General features: G+C 42.4%; 9 protein-coding genes. 5 read left to right on the top strand and 4 right to left on the bottom strand.

The window, feature by feature from the left end:
• On the bottom strand, positions 1–4,400 hold a 4,400-nt coding region (locus tag GNE10_RS15240; RefSeq protein ID WP_185565900.1), incomplete at its 3' end, for a PAS domain S-box protein.
• Positions 4,401–4,749: 349 nt separating this feature from the next.
• Entirely contained in the window at positions 4,750–6,921 is a 2,172-nt protein-coding gene (locus GNE10_RS15235) for a bifunctional diguanylate cyclase/phosphodiesterase (protein WP_185565899.1), read from the bottom strand.
• Positions 6,922–7,255: 334 nt separating this feature from the next.
• Between GNE10_RS15235 and GNE10_RS15230 the strand changes: the two genes are divergently transcribed.
• The 3 genes from GNE10_RS15230 (at position 7,256) to GNE10_RS15220 (ending at position 14,751) form a co-directional block, all read left to right on the top strand.
• A complete protein-coding gene (locus GNE10_RS15230) occupies positions 7,256–13,426 on the top strand; it encodes a protein kinase domain-containing protein (RefSeq protein WP_185565898.1) in 6,171 nt (2,056 codons plus the stop codon).
• A 3-nt stretch (positions 13,427–13,429) separates the two neighbouring features.
• Positions 13,430–13,909: a response regulator gene (locus GNE10_RS15225; RefSeq protein WP_099067789.1), complete on the top strand. Its 480-nt coding sequence runs from the start codon at positions 13,430–13,432 to the stop codon at positions 13,907–13,909.
• A gap of 95 nt (positions 13,910–14,004) precedes the next feature.
• On the top strand, positions 14,005–14,751 hold the full coding sequence (locus tag GNE10_RS15220) for a 3-oxoacyl-ACP reductase family protein (protein ID WP_185565897.1): 747 nt from the start codon (positions 14,005–14,007) through the stop codon (positions 14,749–14,751).
• 295 nt (positions 14,752–15,046) lie between these two features.
• Here the strand turns inward: GNE10_RS15220 and GNE10_RS15215 are convergent, their stop codons facing one another.
• Both GNE10_RS15215 and GNE10_RS15210 read right to left on the bottom strand, forming a co-directional pair.
• Positions 15,047–16,321: an RNA-guided endonuclease TnpB family protein gene (locus GNE10_RS15215; protein WP_185565896.1), complete on the bottom strand. Its 1,275-nt coding sequence runs from the start codon at positions 16,319–16,321 to the stop codon at positions 15,047–15,049.
• 208 nt (positions 16,322–16,529) lie between these two features.
• Positions 16,530–18,053, bottom strand: a complete 1,524-nt coding sequence (locus GNE10_RS15210) for a phenylacetate--CoA ligase family protein (protein ID WP_185565895.1) — start codon at positions 18,051–18,053, stop codon at positions 16,530–16,532.
• Between the two features lie 368 nt (positions 18,054–18,421).
• Between GNE10_RS15210 and GNE10_RS15205 the strand changes: the two genes are divergently transcribed.
• Together GNE10_RS15205 and GNE10_RS15200 are read left to right on the top strand one after the other, a co-directional pair.
• Positions 18,422–20,116 (top strand): serine/threonine-protein kinase, encoded by a 1,695-nt coding sequence (locus tag GNE10_RS15205; RefSeq protein ID WP_185565894.1) that lies wholly within the window; start codon positions 18,422–18,424, stop codon positions 20,114–20,116.
• A gap of 140 nt (positions 20,117–20,256) precedes the next feature.
• On the top strand, positions 20,257–21,211 hold a 955-nt coding region (locus GNE10_RS15200), incomplete at its 3' end, for a protein kinase domain-containing protein (RefSeq protein ID WP_185565893.1).

Raw genomic sequence — 21,211 nt, 5'->3', positions numbered from 1 at the left:
GTCCCCTCGTCCCCGCGTCCCCATGTCCCCGTGTCCTCTTCTCTTACCTCTTCTAAACGGACTTCCACTCGTCCTTCTGGTGGTGTAAATTTAACGGCATTGGAGAGTAAATTCCACATGATTTGTTGCAGGCGATCGCCATCGCCTAAAACTTTGCCGATATCATTCAGCACTGTCTGAATTTCAATTGATTTGGCTTCTGCTGCTAAACGCACTGTTTCTTGTGCGGCGGCGATCGCAACTTTTAAATCCACTGCATGGAGATTTAAACTCAATTTACCTTGTAAAATCCGCGACACATCCAGTAGGTCTTCAATTAGTTGGGTTTGTAACTTGGCGTTGCGTTCAATTGTTTCTAAGGCACGGATTTTAGTTGCTTCGTCAAAGTTGCGGGTTCTGAGTAACTTTGACCAGCCTAGAATCGGATTCAGGGGAGTTCTCAATTCATGAGAAAGAACCGCCAGGAATTCATCTTTAATTCGATTGGCAGTCTCAGCTTGTGCCCGTGCGGTTTTTTCTGCTTCGTAAAGTTGAGCGCGGGCGATGGCTTGTCCGCATTGCTGCCCCAATGTCAACATAAATCTTTGGTCTTCTTCGTTAAAAGCTAGGGCAGTGGCAAAGCTAAATCCCAGTGCACCAATGGCTTTCCCCTCTGCTATCAATGGTATGGAAGCCCAGGCATTATTACCAGTCAAAGCTACAGCGTCAATTAAGTTGGGATAATTTACCCTCAAAGCTGCGGGATTTTCTAAAAAAATCGGCTTCTTAGTTCTGACTGTTTCTGCAATTGGGGTAGGAGCAGTAATCGGAAAACTTTCCCAGGTATCTATAACTGATTCGGGATAGCCAGTTGCTTGCAGAACTTTCAAGGTAGTATTTCCTTGAGTTAGTAAGACAACAGAACCGGCACAGGCTCCCAAGGCTGCAATTCCTTGATTCATTACCACATCAGCTACTTCTTTGGGGGTGAGGGCTTCTGAAAGGGCGGCGGTGATGCTTTGTAAAAGTACGGTACGATTGACTGACAGCTCAGCTGCTTGTTTTGCCTGTTGAGTTTCTTGGTAGAGTCTGGCATTATCAATGGCTGTGGCAGCACGACGAGCGATATCTTCTGCTAAAGCTAAGTCTGCTTGTTGGTAGCGGCCACCAGACTCGGCAGTAAAAAAGGAAATTGCCCCAAATAATTGCCCGCGAGAACGCACTGGAATCACCATTAAAGAATGAATATCCAGGCTTTGTAGCAATAGCAGATGCTCCTCATCTTGAGCCATCTGTAAAAGATGGAAGTTAGATAATTCGGGATAAAACACAGATATTCCTAACTTGAGCTGCTGTAAAAGCTGCTGTGTTCCGCTTTTTGGTGGATAATGTTGTTGGATTTTCTTTAAGATATCTTGTTTTGTTGGGTCGGCAATGGCAATGGCAATTTGTTTACTCGACCAATCTTCCTGAAAAACATCCACAATACACCAATCAGCTAGGGTAGGAACTGCTAAATTAGCCACATTAGCTAAGGTAATTTCATAATCCAACGAGGCAGCTAGTAGGGTGCTGGCTTCAACTAAAAACTGTTGACTGGCTTCAATTCGTTTGCGTTCGCTAATATCCTCGATAATTCCTAACGCATACTTGAGTTGTCCTTGACTATTCCAAACTGCTGATGAAGTGAGATTAACCCAAACAATGGAACCATCTTTGCGGAAGTAGCGTTTTTCTACGGAATAACCGTTAATTTCCTGTGCCAAAACTCGCCCAGCGTTTTGCCTATCAACCTCTAAGTCGTCAGGATGAGTAATTTGCTGAAAGTTCATTTGAATTAACTCATCATGGCTGTATCCAGTAATTTCAGACAATGCCGGATTAACCTGAAGAAATCGTCCATCCAAGGTTACCAAAGCAATGCCCACAGCAGCTTGGTTGAACATTGCCCGGAATCTTTCTTCACTTTCTCGCAAGGCAACTTCTGTTTGTTTTGCTACTGTGACATCTGCAAGAATTATCCCAATGCCCACAGTTTCGTCTATGCTATTATTCACTGGGTAATAGTTGCCCAGCCAGTGTTCGTAACTTTCGGCTTGTCCTGGTGTCTGGGTGCTAATTTCGACATTCAACAGTGGTTCTCCAGTCTCCAACACCCGCTGTAATTGTACTTCCAACTCAGCCGCCATCTCTGGTAGTACTTCTTGAAATCTGCGTCCTAAATGTTCTTCTATGGTTAAACCGTTAATGTCAGCAAATACCTGATTAATGCGGATATATCGCAGTTGGCGGTCTAAGAAGCATACAGCAACGGGAGCAGCTGCTAGCAGGGCATCTAGAAGAGATAAAGATTCGGCATAATGGACTAAAGTTTGGTGAATGTCTTGATAAAGTCCGGCATTTTCCACCGCTAAGGCGGCACGATAGGCAATATCTCCTGCTAAAGTCAAATCAGAGTGATGGTAGCGACGGTTTGATTGGGCAGTGACAAAACTAATGCAGCCGAGTACTTGCCCTCCTGCGATTAGCGGCACAATCATCACAGATTTCATCCCCAATTGCCGAACCAGTTGTAAGTGTTCCTGGCTTTGAGTATTTGCTACTAATAGCGAGTCAGATATTTCTGTGATTAATTCACTTTGCCCAGTTTTCAGGACTTTAGTAATTGCACTCTTGGAATCTGGCAGATATTCCTGAAGTTTAGCTGCTAATTCGGCTTTCGATGGGTCTGCATAGGCAATAGGTAAGCGGCGAATGGAACCATCTTCATTGACAATATCGACGCTACACCAATCTGCTAGCTGGGGAACTGAAATTTTGGCAATTTGTTCTAAGGTTTGCTCGTAATCCAGGGAAGTAGAGAGTATACTGCTAACTTGGGCAATGTAGCGGAGTCTTTCTTGGGCCTGTTTCTGTTCTGTAATATCGAGAACAAAGAAAGCTCCTCGTTGGAGAGTCCCCTCAAAATGGCTAGCACCCATCAAAACTGGCAAGCGCAAGCCGTCTTTACGGATATATTCTTTTTCAAAAGGAATACAAAAAGGGTTGTTTTCCAGTTGAATCAGTACTTGCTCATCGAGTGGTGTATACTCTGGTGGAGTCAAGTTTTGCCAGTTAAGCTGTCCAGAAACTAATTCTGCACGAGAGTAACCCAACATATTTAATAAGGCATCATTGGCTTCTGTGATTTTGCCGTTTTTCTCCCAAAAGCCAATGCCAATCATATTCGATTCAACTACGGATCTAAACTTGGCTTCGCTTTCCCGTAATGCTTGCTCAGATTGCTTTTGCTGAGTGATATCAATTGATGTAATTCCTACTCCTAGCAACTGCCCATCCGCTAGACACACCGGATAATAGCTGACAATACCGTAACGATACACCCCTGGGGGATAAGTTTCACCGCTGATTTCCTGGTTAAGTAAAGGCTGTCTGGTTGCCATTACTCTCTCAAACACAGGCTCTACTTGCTCTGCCCAGTCCGGTAGTACTTCCCGAAAGGTGCGACCGAAATGTTGGCTCAGTGGTACTCCATTGGTGGCTGCTAGAGCTTCATTAGCGTAAACATAGCGAAGTTCGGTATCGAGGAAAGCCAAGCCCACAGGTGAAGTACTCAACCAAGCATTAAGCAATGCTAAAGATTCATCTTTTTGTTGGACAGCTTGCTGAAGTTCTGTCTGCAATTTCGTCTTTTCTTGTTCTGCTTGCTGGCGTTCGGTAATGTTCACAGCCACACAAGTAACACCATGAATGCAATCATCTGCATCCTTTAGCGGTTCAATGAGCAAATCATAGTAATGGTTTTCTCCACACAGTGGCAAACAAACTTCTTCACGGGTGGAAATACCTGTTTTTAATACTCTTTCCTTAATTGCTGTTAATTTTTCTGCCACTGAGGCGGGAAATAAATCAGCATCAGACTTACCCAGGATTTCTAGTGTCGTGTCTCCACCTTGAGGATTATGAATCCACTGATAGCGCAAATTGCGATCTTGCTGAAAGATTATAATATCTGAACTGCTCAAGGCTAGACGGAATCTTTCTTCAGAGACTTTAAGCTTTCGTAAATTGATATCGGCTCCTCTTTCAGCAGTTTTTAATGCCTCGCATAACACACTAAAAAGCAACCCCTGTATTGCAAACAACCCAATTCGCACACAATTGGATGTATCAAAACTCAACTGAAAAACAGGGGGCAAAAAGAAGTAATTGCTCAGTAGTAAAGATAGGAGAGTTGCTAACAGCCCTGATTTCAAACCTCCATACCAAGCACTCACCATTACAGCGCTAAAAAATAGTAGAAAAGGAGTTCCACTCATGCTTAGCCAAGGGTCTAGCATCAGCATTAACACTAATGCCAGTGCCACATTTAATACGGCAACGCCATAACGCAGTAATTGTGAATAATGAATATGGAACATGAAAATGTCTAAAAACAACCAATACTTATTGCACAGGCTGTATACAACCTAAGCTAGTTTGCAGATTTTAGGAAGTGATCTCTAGATAGATTTTTATTGTATGGAAAAACTTCTCTCTCTAGAAAAGAATTCTGAGATGATGTAGTCTTTGTTAAAAATTTATGATTAATCTTCTCTATTAAAATTAAAAAAGGTAGTTATCCAAATTTATCTGAAAATTGCTCGAATAAAATCTGCTAATGGTTTGTTTAAGTAGATTGAGGCGAACATTTTTGGTTGGGAGAAGGCAGGAGGTATGAAGGGAGAAAATTTCAGTTTATTTGATTTTTCTTAACATAGTTTTGTTTTTTCACACCGTTTCCATCCCTTCAAGGAGTGGGTTTACCGTCGCTTTTGATAAATATAAAGTGTTACTTGCCAGAAGTGCTTCTGCTGTTTGGCGATCCAGAGGTTGGGAGAATAGGTAACCTTGACCTAATTCGCATCCTAGCTGCTGTAACCATTGAAGTTGCTGTGGTGTTTCAATACCTTCTGCAACCACACCTAATCCCAGTTGATTGCTCAAAGCAATGATGGTACTGACAACTTGGTAATTACGGTTTCCTTCTTGCATCTGGCTGACAAAGGAGCGATCGATTTTTAAATTATCGGTGGGTAAGCGATGGAGATAATTGAGTGATGAATAACCAGTACCAAAATCATCAATACTAATTTGAAGTTTTCTGGCTTTTAACTCGGTTAATAAATGAATTGTCTGACTAATATTTTCAATGAGCATACTCTCAGTAATTTCTAAGACTATGGAATCCCCTGTTAAATTTGTTTGGTTTAGGATGCCATCGATGTCTTCAATTAAACTCGGTTGGCGAATATCTTGAGCTGAAAGGTTAATACTCATCTTGAGCGGTAAATGAGTAGTAAAGTTTTTTTTCCAGGTTGCCAGTTGTTGACAAGCTGTGTAGAGCATCCAGCGATCGATTTGCACAATGAGTCCGGTTTCTTCGGCGATCGCCATAAATTCCCTGGGCAAAACAAACCCGCGGGTGGGGTGTTGCCAGCGCACCAATGCTTCAAATCCAATCAACCGCCCTGCTTGGGGTTGACTTTGCTTGTTGTCAGCATCACCAAGGAGATCGATAATCGGCTGGTAGTAAATGGCAAATTCTTCTCGTTCTAAAGCTTTACGGATATCAGTTTCTAAAGTCAGCCGATTTACTGCTTGGGTGTGCATTTTGACATCAAAAATTTTGTACGAACTTCTTTCCTGAGCTTTGGCTCGATACATAGCAATATCGGCATCCCGCAGCAAATCTGAGGCTTGACAATAATCATTTGTTCCTAAAACAATGCCGATGCTTGTACTGATAACTACCTCAGCATCATTCAGTATCAACGGTGTTTGAAAATCTTTGAGGATACGCTCGGTAATTTGAATGGCTTTTTCAATTCCAGGAATATCTTCTAGCAAAATGACAAATTCGTCACCGCCAATGCGAGCAACTAAATCAACTTCCCGTAAATGAGCTTTGAGTTTTTGAGCAATATCCTTGAGTAGTTGGTCTCCAGCTAAGTGTCCTAAACTGTCATTAATTACTTTAAATCGGTCTAGATCTAGAAACAAAACTGCATAACGATAACTTTCTACTCGTTTAGCTCGGTTAATGGCTAGTTCCAGCCTTTCCACCAAAAGTGTCCGATTTGGTAAATCCGTTAATGGATCGTGCAAAGCATTGTGGATAATCAACTCTTGTGCTTGTTTTTTCTCCGTCACATCCAATAAAACACCATACCAAACAATATCCCCGTTTTCTCGACACTCAGGACGAGCATTGGTCTGTACCCATTTGAGTTTGCCAGAAGGTGTCACTAATCGCCATTCGTAAGAAAATGGTTTTAAATTTTGAGCGCTTTCTTTGGCGGCTGTATAAAATTCTCTACGGTCATCAATATGAATTTGTTCAAAGCAAAGGGAAGCATTTGCTAAAACTCGATGTGGCGTTAACTCTAAAAGATCCAGACAACCCAAACTTATATACTCAAAGACAGTAGAACCATCGCAATGGTATACAAAGCTGTAAATCATTCCGGGAATGTTAGATGCTAATGTTTGTAACAGCTTTTGGGCTTGTTTGCGCTCTGCTCTTACCTGTGCATCCCTAAGTTCTCGACGTACTGCCTCTGGCAATCGATTTAAGTTATCCTTCATCACATAATCATGCGCGCCGGCTTTCATCATTTCCACAGCCAACACTTCGCCAATGGTGCCGGAAACTAAAATAAAAGGAATATCTTTTTGACTTTGCTTGGCTATTTCCAAAGCCGCAGGAGCATTAAATCCTGGCAATCGGTAATCGGAAATCATTACATCCCAGCTAGCACTATTGAGAGCTGCAACTAGCTCTGGGGCTGTTTGGACGCGCTGCCAGATTGGATTGAAACCACCACGACGTAATTCACTGAGAACTAACACGGCATCAGCCTCGGAATCTTCAACAATCAGGACGTTCAAGGTTTCACTCATCCTACAATCTCCTTAGTAACCCATCGACTAATCCCACAATATTTGCTTTGAAATGTTTCTGAAAATTCCTCCAGTATTGGTAAATGAGTTAATCGGGTTTGGTTATTGTATAATCAACTTTGTGAATTAATTCTTTGGGAATTTCAAATTGCCGATTTCAGATTTTCTTAGGTTTTTGGGTTTGAAATTTATTCTAGATTTAAATTTTCTGGTTCTGAAACTATTTTTAAATTTGAAATTGAGAATTATTCTAGTTAAACTTGAAAATTCAAAATCTAAAATTCCGATCGACCAGGCTTTGTCCTTCTGTGTAATATTTACAGGCGGTTAAGCTATGCTGGAAATTCCTGAATATCAAATTCGGACAAAAATCCATGAAAGTATTAATTCACGTGTTTACAGAGGAATTCATGAACCGGATGGTTTGCCTGTAATCTTCAAGGTTTTGAAGAAAGACTACCCCACACCAGAAGAAATCACGCGCTATAAGCTGGAATACGAAATTACACGCAGTTTATCATTGGCAGGTGTGATTCAGGCTTATGATTTCCAACAATATCAAAATACTTTTATACTCATTTTGGAGGATTTTGGCGGAGAGTCTTTAGCAAAAATTATCACTACTAGAAAATTTACCTTAACACAGTTTATTAAATTAGCGATTCAGATAACTCAGAGTTTATCCGAAATTCATAGTGCAAATATTATTCATAAAGATATTAATCCCTCAAATATTGTTTTTAATCTCGAAACACAACAGCTGAAAATTATTGATTTTGGAATTTCAACTGACTTATCGCGCGAGACTTTAACTATTAAAAATCCCACAGTCCTAGAGGGAACATTAGCTTACATGTCTCCAGAGCAAACAGGTAGAATGAACCGTTCCCTGGACTATCGAAGTGATTTTTACTCTCTAGGTGCTACTTTTTATCAGCTGTTGACCAATCGATTGCCTTTTGAATCCAGCGATGCCCTGGAATTAATTCATTATCACCTAGCTTTAGAATCCGTTCCACCCCATTTTATTGACCCAGATATTCCGGTGATGGTTTCAGAAATTGTCCAAAAACTGTTAGCCAAGACAGCAGAAGAACGCTATCAAAGTGCCTGGGGAATTAAAACTGATTTAGAAGAATGTCTCCAGCAGCTACAACACACCGGAGTTATCAAGTCTTTTTTGCTAGGAAAACAAGATATTTCTGACAAGTTTCAGATTCCAGAAAAACTCTATGGCAGACAAAGGGAGGTGGAGAGATTATTAGCGGCATTTCAAAGAGTGGCAGGCCGCCTGGGGATGGACGCGTCTGATGGGCAAGTTGAACTGATGCTAATTGGAGGATATTCCGGTATTGGCAAGTCAGTTTTGGTACAGGAAATTTCTCAGCTGATTACAGAACAACGAGGCTACTTGATTGCTGGGAAATTTGACCAGTATCAGCGCCATATTCCTTACTATGCCATTGCCCAAGCTTTTGAGTCATTAATCAAACAATTACTGACTGAAGATCGAGAACAACTATGTCATTGGCACGAGCATCTTTTAGCTGCCCTTGGTGCCAACGGTAAAGTCATTACCCAGGTAATTCCAGCATTGGAGTTGATTGTGGGTAGCCAACCAGACGTAGCTGTTTTGCCGCCAATGGAAGCGCAACATCGTTTTCAGCAAGTTTTCCAAAATTTCATCGGCGTTTTTAGCTGTTGGCAACATCCTTTAGTAATTTTTTTGGACGATCTTCAGTGGGTAGATAATGCTTCCTTGCAGCTAATTGAATTACTAGCCACTGCCACCAGAGGGCAATCTTTATTGTTAATTGGGGCATACCGAGATAACGAGGTAAATCCCAGCCATCCTTTGATGCGGATGGTGAAGCAAATCCGCGAAACAAAAGGAGTGGTAAATCAAGTTTATTTGTCACCCTTAACTCTCGCTGACATTAATCAGTTAATCGCCGATACATTGCATTGTCAGCTAGGAGATTCTCTGTTGTTAGCAGAACTAGTACAACTAAAAACTGGTGGCAATCCCTTTTTCATGAATGAATTTTTGAAATCTCTTTATGCTGAGGGGTTATTAAAATTCCATTACCAAACTAAAAAATGGCAATGGTCGATGGAGGAAATTCAGCAGCAGCAAATTACGGACAATGTTGTAGATTTGATGGCTCTGAAAATTCAAAAGCTGAACAAACGGACACAGCAAGTTTTACAGCTAGCAGCCTGCATTGGTAACTGTTTCGATTTGCCAACTCTGACATTGACCGCCCAATTATCCCAGCGAGAAACTGCCCAGGCTTTAGAAATAGCGATCGCCCAAGGTTTGATTATACCTTTGAGCAATGCCCACAAATCAGTAGTATTAGGTATACCACTAACAGCCGACTCGCCTCCAATAAAATACAAGTTTGCCCACGATCGCATCCAACAAGCTGCCTATTCCCTAATTCCCCAAGCCCAACAGTGCAACGTCCATTGGCAACTAGGACAGTGCTTGTTGCAAATAACTCCCCCACAACAGTTAGAGTACAAAATTTTTGATATCACCAACCAATTAAACCTGGGGAAAAAACTCATCAAAAATCAATCCCAGCAAGATAAATTGTCTCGGTTAAACCTCATGGCAGGAGAAAAAGCCAAAGCATCAGCCGCTTATGACGCTGCTTGGCGATATTTGCAAATTGCTTTGGATCTCCTAACAACCGATAGTTGGCAAAGAAATCGTGACTTCACCCTCACCGTATATAATGCCACCACAGAAGCAGCTTATCTCAGTGGTAATTTTCAACAAGTAGAGCCTTTATTCCAAGAAGTACTGCATCACACAACAACCTTACTAGCCAGGTTAAAAGTTTACGATGTCAAAATTCAGACTTGTGTGGCAGAAAATAAATTACTAGAGGCCATTCAAATCGGTTTAGAGTTACTCCAACAATTAGGAATTCATCTCCCCATTGCCCCAAGCCTTGAGGATGTTCAGCAAGCACTAAAGGAAACTGCCTCTCAATTGGCAAATAGACGCATTGAAGATTTGGTTGACCTGCCAATCATGTCCCAGCCAGAAATCCTGGCGGCAATGCAGCTTTTAGCAAGGATGTGTGCATCAGCTTATTTGGCAGTACCTCCCTTATTTCTACTGATTGTACTCAAAATGGTAGATTTACTGATTGAGTACGGAAATATGACCTTGGCTTCCTTTGCCTATGCTGCCTATGGAATTATTCTGTGTGGAGTCGTCTTTGACATTGAAGCAGGGTATAAATTTGGTCAACTGGCTTTAAGTCTGCTGGGCCCAGATACCAAAGCCATTCAAGCCAGAACCTTGTTTGCGGTGAGCAATCAAATTAACGTTTGGAAGACACATTTGAAAAATAGCCTCAAACTCCTCCAGGATTGCTATCAAATTGGTCTTGAGCAAGGCGATTTAGAATTTGCTGGTTACGCCGCCATGTATGTTTGTGCTTATTCATTGGCCATTGGCGAACCTCTCCCTGAACTTCAGCAACATTTGACTAGTTATACTCAAGCAGTAAAACAAATCAAGCATTCGGCTGGCATCGATTTTGTAGAAATTTGCTCCCAGACTGTTTTGAATTTGGTTGAAGAAGTTGCCGATGCTGGGATGCTGTCTGGTGAAGCTTTTGATGAAGCAACTAGGCTACCACAGATGCAACAAACGAATTTTCATGCAGGTTTGTTTTATTTTTACCTAAATAAATTATTTCTCTGTTACTTATTTGGCAATGCCAATCAGGCCATGTGTGCCGAAAACGAATCTTTGTTGCAATTTCCCACGACAAACCACGCCTTAGCCAATGCAGTCCTGGCCAAAGAATATTTACCAGCCATGACGGGAGCGGCTTTAGTTGCCATCTTTAGCTTCTACGATTCTCTATGCCGACTGGCGGTGTATTGCGACACAGACACCGCAACACAATGCCAATTACTGGAACAAGTGGCAGAAAATCAAGCAAAAATGCAAAATTGGGCGCACCATGCCCCGATGAACTATTTACACAAGTGGTACTTAGTAGAAGCAGAACGACATCGGGTATTGGGTGAAGTAGTTCCAGCAATGGACGCCTACGATCGCGCCATCGCCTTAGCCAGAGAAAATCAATATCTGCAAGAAGAAGCTTTAGCAAAGGAACTGGCAGCAAAGTTTTATTTAGCACAAAACCGCATTATCATCGCCAAAGCTTATTTGCAAGAAGCGAAGTACGCTTATTTAAAGTGGGGAGCAACCGCGAAAGTGCAAAATCTGGAAAAACAGTATCCCCAGCTGTTAGAAGTGTACTTGCCAACAACTGAAGTACGTCAAATTAACGTTACAGAATCAGCTGCAACAAAGTTAGCAGCACTGGATTTAGAAACAGTGTTGAAAGCCTCCCAAGCGATCGCCAGTGAAATTGTATTAGATCGACTCCTGGCAAAACTGATGACAATTTTAATTGAAAATGCCGGGGCGCAAACAGGTTATCTAATTTTGCCCACAGAAGGCCAATGGCGCATTGAGGCGATGAAATCCATTGCCGAGAATCAAGCCACTTTACAATCAAAAGACAGCAATCCTGATTTACCCACCGCCTTAATCAATTACGTGGCTCACACCAAGGAAAGCATCGTCCTCGATCGTGCTGCTGCTGAAGGCAATTTTCAGTCCGACCCTTGGATTGCGCTACGCCAATCGAAATCAATTCTTTGTACTCCACTGTTGAACCAGGGAAAACTAACAGCAATTGTGCTTTTAGAAAACAATCTGATGGCCAAGGCATTTACCCCACAGCGCATTCAAGTGTTGCACCTGTTGTTTACTCAGGCAGCTATTTCCATTGATAATGCCCGTTTATTAAAGCAGCAAGCAGAAATGAACGCATCCCTACGGGCTGAAATTGCCGATCGCCAACGGGCCCAAAAAGACCGCGATCGCTTAATGTCGATGCTGGAAGCCACCAGCGACTACGTTGGCATGGCAGATTCACTCGGCAATATGCTCTGGAATAACACTCAGTTACGCAAACTGCGCGGTATTTCTTTGAATACAGACCTTTCCACCTTGAAGATCTCCGACTACCATCCCCAATGGGCACTAGAAATTCTGCAAAATCAGGGCATTCCCACGGCAATTAGAGACGGGACTTGGGTTGGTGAAATTGCTTTGCTGGCCAGTGATGGCAGAGAAATTCCAGTTTCCCAAATGCTCATTGCTCACAAAGCAACAGATGGTAGCGTGGAATATTTTTCTACCATCGTCCGGGATATCAGTGAGGCAAAGCTGCGAGAAGCGGAATTAACAAAAGCAGAAACAACATTGAAAAATTTGGTGATGGGAACAGCTGCGGTTACAGGACAAGATTTTTTTCCGGCTTTGGTTCATCATATTGCCGCAGCCTTGCACGTCCCCTATGCCGTGGTGACTGAATTAGTAGAAGGCAAACTCAAAACTCTAGCTTTTTGGGCGCATGGCGCATTGCAACCAGAAATATCGTATTTTCCAGCGCGTACACCATGCGAATTTGCTTTGAAATACGGATTGTTTTACTGTGAAAGCTGCGTTCAGCAATTTTTCCCAGAAGACTTAGACTTGGTAACAATGCAGGCAGATAGTTATCTGGGTATTTCTTTAAAAAATGCCAACGGCGAACCCATTGGTAATCTTTGCATTCTCGACGTGCGACCACTGTCAGATAGGCGACAAATAGAGATTATTGTAGAGGTATTTGCCGCACGGGCAGCAGCAGAATTAGAGCGCAAAAGGGCCATTGATGCTCTGCACCAACTCAACCAATCTTTAGAAATGAGAGTCAAACAACGAACTGCCCAACTAGAAACTGCTAACAAAGCTTTGGAGGCATTTTCTTATTCAGTTTCCCATGATTTGCGGGCACCGTTGCGGGCCATCAATGGCTTTTCGAGAATGATGCAGGAAGATTACAGCCAGCAACTCGATGCTGAAGGCAATCGTTACTTGAAAGTGATCCGCGACAATGCCAAACGCATGGGTGAATTAATCGATGATTTGTTGACTTTATCTCGTTTCGATCGCAAAGAAATTTCGCGACAGCCAGTGTTTGCCAATGAAATTATTCAAATGGCACTCAATGATTTAGCCCCCGATTGGTCTGGTCGTGAAATTGAATTTACCATCGCTGATTTACCTGTATGTCTAGCCGATGCTTCCCTGCTCAAACAAGTTTGGCTCAACCTCTTATCCAACGCCATCAAGTACACCCGCTACAAACCCCTTGCCTGCATTGAAGTAGGTTATCAGAGGATTGATGGCGAAGGAGTGTACTTTATCAAAGATAATGGAGCAGGATTTGATATGCGCTATGCCGATAATTTGTTTGGGGTCTTCCAACGCCTGCATCGAGAAGAAGAATTTGAAGGTACTGGTATTGGACTGGCCATCGTGCAACGCATTATTAAACGTCACGGAGGGCGCATCTGGGCCCAAGCACAGAGCGATCGAGGCGCGACCTTTTATTTCACGCTTCCCAATAACTAACCCATGATTTATCAACCGAGCCATCGCTCCACTGAACAATCTTCTGAGCAACCAATTTCCATTCTCCTAGTGGAAGATAATCCCACTGATGCAGAATTAACTATTCGGGCATTGCGTCGCGGCAGAATTGGCGATCGAATTCAACTGCTTGAGGACGGAGCAGCAGCTCTAGATTTTATTTTTTGCCAAGGAAACTATGCCCACCGCACCATCACCAATCAACCCAAAGTAATTTTGCTGGATTTGAAACTGCCAAAGGTAAGCGGATTACAAGTATTGCGGCAACTTAAATCCGATCCACGCACACAAATGATTCCGATTGTAGTCCTCACCTCTTCCGCTGAAGAACGAGACATGATCGAGAGTTACCAATTTGGGGTAAATAGTTACATCGTCAAACCTGTGGATTTTGAACAATTCAATCAAGCAGTCCAACAGCTTGGTTTTTATTGGGTCTTGTTTAATCAATTGCCAGTTTTATAAAGCAGGGAATTCTGAGATGCTCTGACACAGAGAATTTTGAATCGTAAGTGATTACCCGAACTTGATATGATTCAATATTACCCTCCACAACGAATATGAACTACACACTCCAGAATAAACGCGCACTCGTTACCGGAGGCAGTCGCGGTATCGGGGCCGCCATCGTCAAGCGTTTGGCCAGTGAGGGAGCTGATGTCGCCTTCACTTATAGCAGCTCCCCCGAACGAGCTAACGAAATCGCACAGATCGTGCAAACGCTGGGCGTTAAGGCTCTGGGCATCCAAGCCGACAGTGCTGAAGCCAGTGAGGTGGTGGCTGCTGTTGAGCGCACGGTGTCAGAATTGGGTGGCATTGATATTCTCGTGAATAACGCGGGTGTGCTGGCCATCGCCCCGATTGATGATTTCACGCTGGCAGACTTCGATCGCACCATCGCTGTTAATGTACGTGCGGTGTTTGTCGCGACCCAAGCCGCTGTCAAGCATATGCAAGCAGGCGGACGCATCATCAACATTGGTAGCACCAACGCCGAACGTATGCCATTTACTGGTGGTGGCGTTTATGCTATGAGCAAATCTGCTTTGCAAGGGCTGGTACAAGGGCTGGCCCGTGACCTCGGCCCCCGTGGGATTACGATTAACAACGTGCAACCAGGGCCGACTGCTACGGATATGAATCCTCCAGAGGGTGAGTTTGCCGAAATGCTCAAAAAGCAGTTCATGGCGTTGCCCCGCTTCGGTACCGTTGAGGAAATTGCAGGGATGGTTGCTTATTTAGCTGGGCCTGAAGCTGGTTATATCACCGGTGCAAGCCTGATGATTGACGGAGGGTTCAGTGCCTAACTTGGTTATTCTTAAGGAGCAAATATCATATTTATTTAAAATTGTCAATAAATATATCCTATGATATTATCTTTGCTTGATTACTCATTAAACCCGAAAATTACACCCGCCAAAGCTAGGCTTTGTCTTTCTTAGCTTTATCGTAAGCGATTATCCGGACATGATATTACTTATAAAACTGCCCTGGATGAAAACCAGAGCAGTCTTGAATAGAAGCAAATTATATAGGAGACTTATATTCTTGTCCCCTGGTTTATGTATGGTCAACACCGTTTTGACACTCCCCCGCTAATTGCTAACGCAATGTAGCGGGGGATTCTTGCTTCTCAGAAACACGCACGGCAGTTGCTATACTTGGGGAGACCCCAAGACCGCACTGCCTCTTTTTAGTACAAGTACTAACGAGTCTTACTGTTTCTCCACAAGCTTGAATTTCTGCGTGTCCCGCAGTATTTGTCAACCCTTCGGCTTCGCTCAGGGTCAACAGTATTCTTATTCCTTCTGCTCTCAAATTCCGTGATGCATTTTCATCTCTGTCATGGGTTGCTTGGCAATTTAAACAAATCCACTCACGGATACTTAAATTCAGTAAATCATTTTTGTGACCGCAACATGAGCAAAGTTTTGTGCTAGGGAAAAATCTGTCAACTTGAACAAATTTACCTCCCTCTCTATCCAGTTTGTAGCTGATAAAATTGAGCAGCATACCAAAACCCGCATCATGTATTGACTTGGCTAACTTGGTACGTGCTAATCCTTTAACACAAAGGTTCTCAGCTACTATGACTTGATTATCGTCAACTAATTTTCGTGAGAGTTTATGGAGAAAGTCTTGTCTTGTATTTGATATTTTTTCGTTAACTTTAGCGACTACTTTAATTGCCTTACGTCTATTTTTAGACCCCTTTACTTTACGAGACAAAGCCTTGTGCCTGATTCGCAGTCGTTTGGCATATTTTCTTGTGGGTTTGATTGGATCAACTTTGTAACAGGTTTCACCATCAAACACAGTTACTAGACTATTTAGCCCAAGGTCGATTCCTGATATCTTCCCCTGCTTTGTAGTAGCTAATTTATCAGTCTCGAACAGTATCGCCGCAAAATATTTATCTGTACTTGTTTTGGAAACAGTTACGGATTTGATTTTGCCATTGACGCTCTTGGAGAGACTGGCTTTAACTAATCCAAGCTTGGGGAGCTTTAAACTACCGCTTTTAATTGAGCAACTTTCAGGAAATCGAATTGATTGCTTGGAATGTTTACTCTTGAACTTGGGGAATCCAGTACGTTTTGAGAAGAAATTCTTAAACGCAGTTTCTAGATTCTTAAGCGATTGTTGTAGGACAGCAGCAGTGGGGAAAAGCAACCATTCATAATCAGTCAGTTTCTTTAACTGAGTTAGGTCTTTTGCCATTTGGCAATAAGTCATCCTCTTCCCAGTGTCTTGATATTGAGTATTAGTTTTGTTGAGGTAGAAATTCCAAACAAATCGAGAACATCCGAAGCTTTTAGCTAGAGATAGTTCCTGTTCTTTGTTTGGATAAATTCTGACCTTTAATACATCTAACATCAATATAATTTGCACGAAACTAGTGGTAATAATGATTCGCTACGCTCAGTTTTATGTTGGTCGCAATTCATCTCCCGTTAAGTCTACCACTGTAACGGGAGTCCTCTTGCTCCATTGAGATAGAATATTATTCACCTCCAGTTCTGGACTTTACGCAAAAAACAAATAATTTTCGCTTTTTGTCTCATAAACTTGAGGATGCTATTCCTTATTTACGGGTATAACGATGTTTCACACCAACAGGGAAATATTCAGCATCGCCCATTGGAGCTAATGTCACCTGTGGTGTTTGATATTCTACGGGAACATAGTTAGCAAATTCGCTATTTAGGCGTAGTAGTTGTGAAAGAATGGAAGAGGCGATCGCTTTTCTTTGAGCTTCGCTAGCTTCAACTCCTGGTGCTAATTCTACAACCACAGATAAAAATCGATTTTTATCTGCATCTTCCTGCACCTGCAACACAAACTTACCCGTCACCCATTCTTGAATCACTGGTTGTTCTAATCCCACCGTTACATTTTCTGGATAGATATTTGCGCCAAAGTAGGAAACTGTAAAGTTAGAACGACCGAAAACATAAACGAAAGGTAACTGATGAATACCTCTAAGAAAGTCGGGAGTGGGAAGTACTGAATTTTGCAACTGTGCAACAGGATCGAATCCCCATTTGGCTAAAAATTCCAGCATGGCATGATAACTAATTATGCCGCCAGTGTCCAAGATGTCATAGCGCACTAAAGGAATACCGTTGTCTCCAGAAAATAACAATGCGCCATTTTGAACTTCAAAAAACCGACTGCAAGGATCGTACTGTACTAGTGTAGGTAAGCGGGATTCGCCAAATAAATCCCTAGCTGCATCGGGGTTTTCTGCTAAAAAACGACGAATGCAAATACTCAAAGGCGTTTCATTCCCTAAAACTCCCGCATCCGCAGTGCCGTAAAGTGATGCGAAATCATAGCAGGGATTTTCTGAACCAACACGTTTACCAACTAAAGTCCGCCATTCTTCGCTGAATACTTCTCCAGCCATGACAAATTTTATCTGATATTGCTGCCACTCTACACCACGAGCAATTCCAGTATCAATGACATCTTTCAAAAATGGCGGATATCCCAAAAGTACCACTTGCTCGAAGGCACAACCCAACTGTTGCACAACTCGCAATATTTCTTCTTTGTTGTTACCCGGAGTAATTACAGTCAGGGGATAACCTTTACTAGCAAGGTAGCGACAGCAATTAGTGGTGAACATTCCACCAACCCAAGTCCCTAAGGTGAAACAAATCACAGCTAAAGTACGTCTAGTATCTGTAAAAAAACTATCGTGAAAAATTTGTTCAAAGCGTGTGGCGATTTGGAGTTCATCTGTGAAAAAACGCGGCCAAAATGTCGGCTTACCAGTGGAACCAGAGGAAGCGGCTATCATATCACACCCTTGCAATTGTCCGTGGCGGCACAAGTCAGCCAAAGGATAACGCAGTATATAATTTTCTTTGGCGATGGCTGGCAGTTTTTCAAAGTCCTCCAAAGTTTGAATATTCGCTGGATTAATTTGTCTTTCTGCTAAAAAAGCCTTGTACGCCGGTACATTCACCGCGACATCGTGAAATAAACTTAAAACTGCTGAACTTTCAGTGTTAAGATGTCGTTGCAGTTGCGTTTCCAGGGGGGTAGAAAGAAAATTTTCAAATTCTTTAATTACTCGCTGGCTTTGTGATTTGCAATTCATAATGCTTGTTTTTATCCTAAAAGTAGAGCTAACATCTTTAATTTGCAAGTAAAAAGCTCAAAGACCAAAATAAAAACAAATATTTATTAAATTTTTCGTTTTTTTACTTTTTAAGTTATCTAAGTTCTATTTGATTTTTGATTGCAACGAGCCATCGTCTATTTTCTACTGTTGTCCAGATAAGACTTAATTGCCTTTATTCTCACACTGTAGGAATTAAAAAATCAAAGTTGATTACTATATTACATAACCATACAAAACCATATTCCTAAGGATAGGAACACCCTACACTAACGTTTGGTAAGATATCCGAAAACAACTGTACGCACATTGTAGTCATTAAATAAAATCTTAAATACTTGGGCATCATGCAGGTCTATTGCAGCAAACAACACACGAATGATAATGGTAACCGCTTTTGTACCCATTGCGGCGAACCGTTACCCATCAGTGTGGGACAGGTTATAGATAATCGCTATCAAATCATACGTCAACTCGGCCAAGGCGGCTTTGGACGCACTTATTTGGCAGAGGATAAAAAATCCCATCAAACCTGTGTGCTGAAGGAATTTGCGCCCCAAGTCCAAGAAAAGCAAGATTTACAAAAAGCCAAAGAGTTATTTGAACGGGAAGCCAATGTCCTTAAAAAACTCCAGCATTCTCAAATTCCGCGTTTTCACAGTTCAATACAAGTAAAAATAGGTACTAAAGATTTTTTCTTTTTAGTCCAAGATTATGTAGACGGTGAAAATTTTGACCAATTATTAGAACAGCGTCGCGCCCAAGGAAAAGCCTTCAGCGAACAAGAAGTCATTACTTTACTGCAACAGATTCTACCAGTGTTAACTTACATCCACTCACGGGATGTAGTTCACCGCGATATTTCTCCCGATAATTTGATTTTGCGGCGTTCTGATAATCTACCAGTATTAATTGATTTTGGTGGCGTTAAACAATTGCCAGCTTCTCAAGGTTTTTGGCGCACTCAGTTGGTTGGGAATAACACTTTGCTGGGTAAAAAAGGTTATGCCCCAGAGGAACAGTTAAGGCAAGGTAAAGTATTTTTAAGTAGTGATTTATACTCTTTAGCTGTAACTACATTAGTGTTACTGACGGGACAAGAACCGCAGAAATTATACGACAGCTATCAGGGACTTTGGTACTGGGGCAAGCAAATCCAAGTGAGTCCCAAACTAGAGTCTGTGTTAAAAAAGATGCTGGCGTATAAACCGAGCGATCGCTATCAACGAGCCGACCAAATCCTCAAAGATTTACCATCGCCAAATGCAACTAAACCACCAGCAAATTATATTACCAAAATAAAAACAACGGTAGTTGCTCCAGGAAGACAACGCGCCAGTGCGATTATCAGTAAATTCCACAACAAAACCCAAGCCATTGCTAAACCAGCATCATTACCCGCTTGGATTCGTCCTTTTGTCATGAGTCTTGGCGGTACAGCGTTAGTTGTGTTAACTGGTGCAGGTGCTTGGGCGGTGGTAAACGCAGTCATTCGGGGAGTATCTTCCATTACGATACCATCGATTTCTTTACCGCAAATTCCCCAGTTACCCAACCCTAGCACTCAACCAGTGAGCGAGCGCAATACAAATCGCAACCTCCAAGAAATTATCAATCGCCGTCAACAACTACAAATCAGCGAAGGATTTTTTACTCGCACCGTAGATGATATTTTTTATACAAAAAATTCCCAATTGAAGGGACGTAGTCTCACCTCAAAACCTGAAGATGCCCGTTTGCGAGATGAGTGGTACAGTATTGCTGACGATTTTTTGAATAAAGTACAACAAGCTAACCTCAGTACAGCAGCGCGTCGCAAACTAGGAACTTACACCACACAAGATTACGAAAGATGGAGACGACAAGCGCGGGCTGGAGAATTCAAAGACTATACAATCGATCGATTGAACAAAGAAACAAATGAGAAATTCGATCGCTTGTTTCCTGACCAAGACCGTGGGAAACTCAATCAGCAAACTTTCGGTCAAATTTGGTATGCGATGGCGGCCGATCGAATCGATCAAGTAAAATCTGGCAAGTAGTGTGAGATGAGGAAAATGAGACAGATGAGGAAAATGAGACAGATGAGGGGCATGACGAAAATAATAACTCCTCAGTCAACAGTCATCAGTCAACATTACCCATACCTAATCCCTAATGTAGTGAAAAATTGGATACGCCCATGAGTTATGGTATACAAGCAGGATTAACTTTAGGCGATCGCTATGTGATTGTGCGTCAACTCGGCCAAGGTGGCTTTGGACGCACTTATTTAGCTGAAGATTTTAACCGCTTCCGCGAACTTTGTGTTTTAAAGGAATTTTCTCCCCAAGTCCAAACCGCTTACGTGGTTGAAAAAGCTCAAGAACTTTTTGAGAGAGAAGCAAGCGTTCTCTATAAGCTGCAACATCCCCAAATCCCTCGCTTCCGTGAATTGCTTCGCACTAACTTACAAGGCAGAGAATATCTGTTTTTAGTGCAAGATTATGTAGAAGGGGAAACTTACAATTCTTTGTTAAATACCCGAACCAAGCAAGGTTTACGCTTTACAGAAGCCGAAGTCCGCCAATTATTACAACAAATTTTACCAGTGTTGGAGTACATCCACTCACTAGGTGTAATTCATCGTGATATTTCTCCAGATAACTTAATCCTCCGCACCGTTGACCAACTACCAGTATTAATCGATTTTGGCGGTGTTAAACAAGTAGTGGCAACTGTAGCTTCCCAATATTACCAACCCGGTGTCATGGCTTCTTCACCGTCACCAACCCTGTTAGGTAAAATAGGGTTTGCTCCCCCAGAACAAATGCAAACTGGGTTAGTGTCTCCCCACAGTGACTTGTACGCCTTAGCGGCCACCCTGTTGGTTTTACTGACAGGTAAACTACCACAAGAATTAATTGATACTTATAATTTAACCTGGCAATGGCAACGAGAAGTTAGCCTGAGTCCGGTGTTAGGGCAAGTATTAGATAAAATGCTATCCGCTAGACCAGGCGATCGCTATCAATCAGCCCGTCAAGTACTCCAAGCCCTCAACCCGCCCCCAGTCAACTATCCCCCCACTCAATACCCCATCTCCAAGCCACCAGAACCCACATCCGCCACCATCGCCGTCTCCCCCCCACCTCCCC

Origin of the sequence: Nostoc sp. 2RC (assembly GCF_014222165.1) — a bacterium.
GTDB classification, from domain to species: domain Bacteria; phylum Cyanobacteriota; class Cyanobacteriia; order Cyanobacteriales; family Nostocaceae; genus Nostoc; species Nostoc linckia.
Note: the sequence above shows the minus strand (reverse complement) of the source record. Positions and strands in the feature narration are given on the sequence as shown.

What these genes read in the sequence shown, in the direction of transcription:
- GNE10_RS15235 (WP_185565899.1), bottom strand. Translation starts at nt 6,921, where the DNA reads ATGAGTGAAACCTTGAACGTCCTGATTGTTGAAGATTCCGAGGCTGAT.
- GNE10_RS15230 (WP_185565898.1), top strand. Translation starts at nt 7,256, where the DNA reads ATGCTGGAAATTCCTGAATATCAAATTCGGACAAAAATCCATGAAAGT.
- GNE10_RS15225 (WP_099067789.1), top strand. Translation starts at nt 13,430, where the DNA reads ATGATTTATCAACCGAGCCATCGCTCCACTGAACAATCTTCTGAGCAA.
- GNE10_RS15220 (WP_185565897.1), top strand. Translation starts at nt 14,005, where the DNA reads ATGAACTACACACTCCAGAATAAACGCGCACTCGTTACCGGAGGCAGT.
- GNE10_RS15215 (WP_185565896.1), bottom strand. Translation starts at nt 16,321, where the DNA reads ATGTTAGATGTATTAAAGGTCAGAATTTATCCAAACAAAGAACAGGAA.
- GNE10_RS15210 (WP_185565895.1), bottom strand. Translation starts at nt 18,053, where the DNA reads ATGAATTGCAAATCACAAAGCCAGCGAGTAATTAAAGAATTTGAAAAT.
- GNE10_RS15205 (WP_185565894.1), top strand. Translation starts at nt 18,422, where the DNA reads ATGCAGGTCTATTGCAGCAAACAACACACGAATGATAATGGTAACCGC.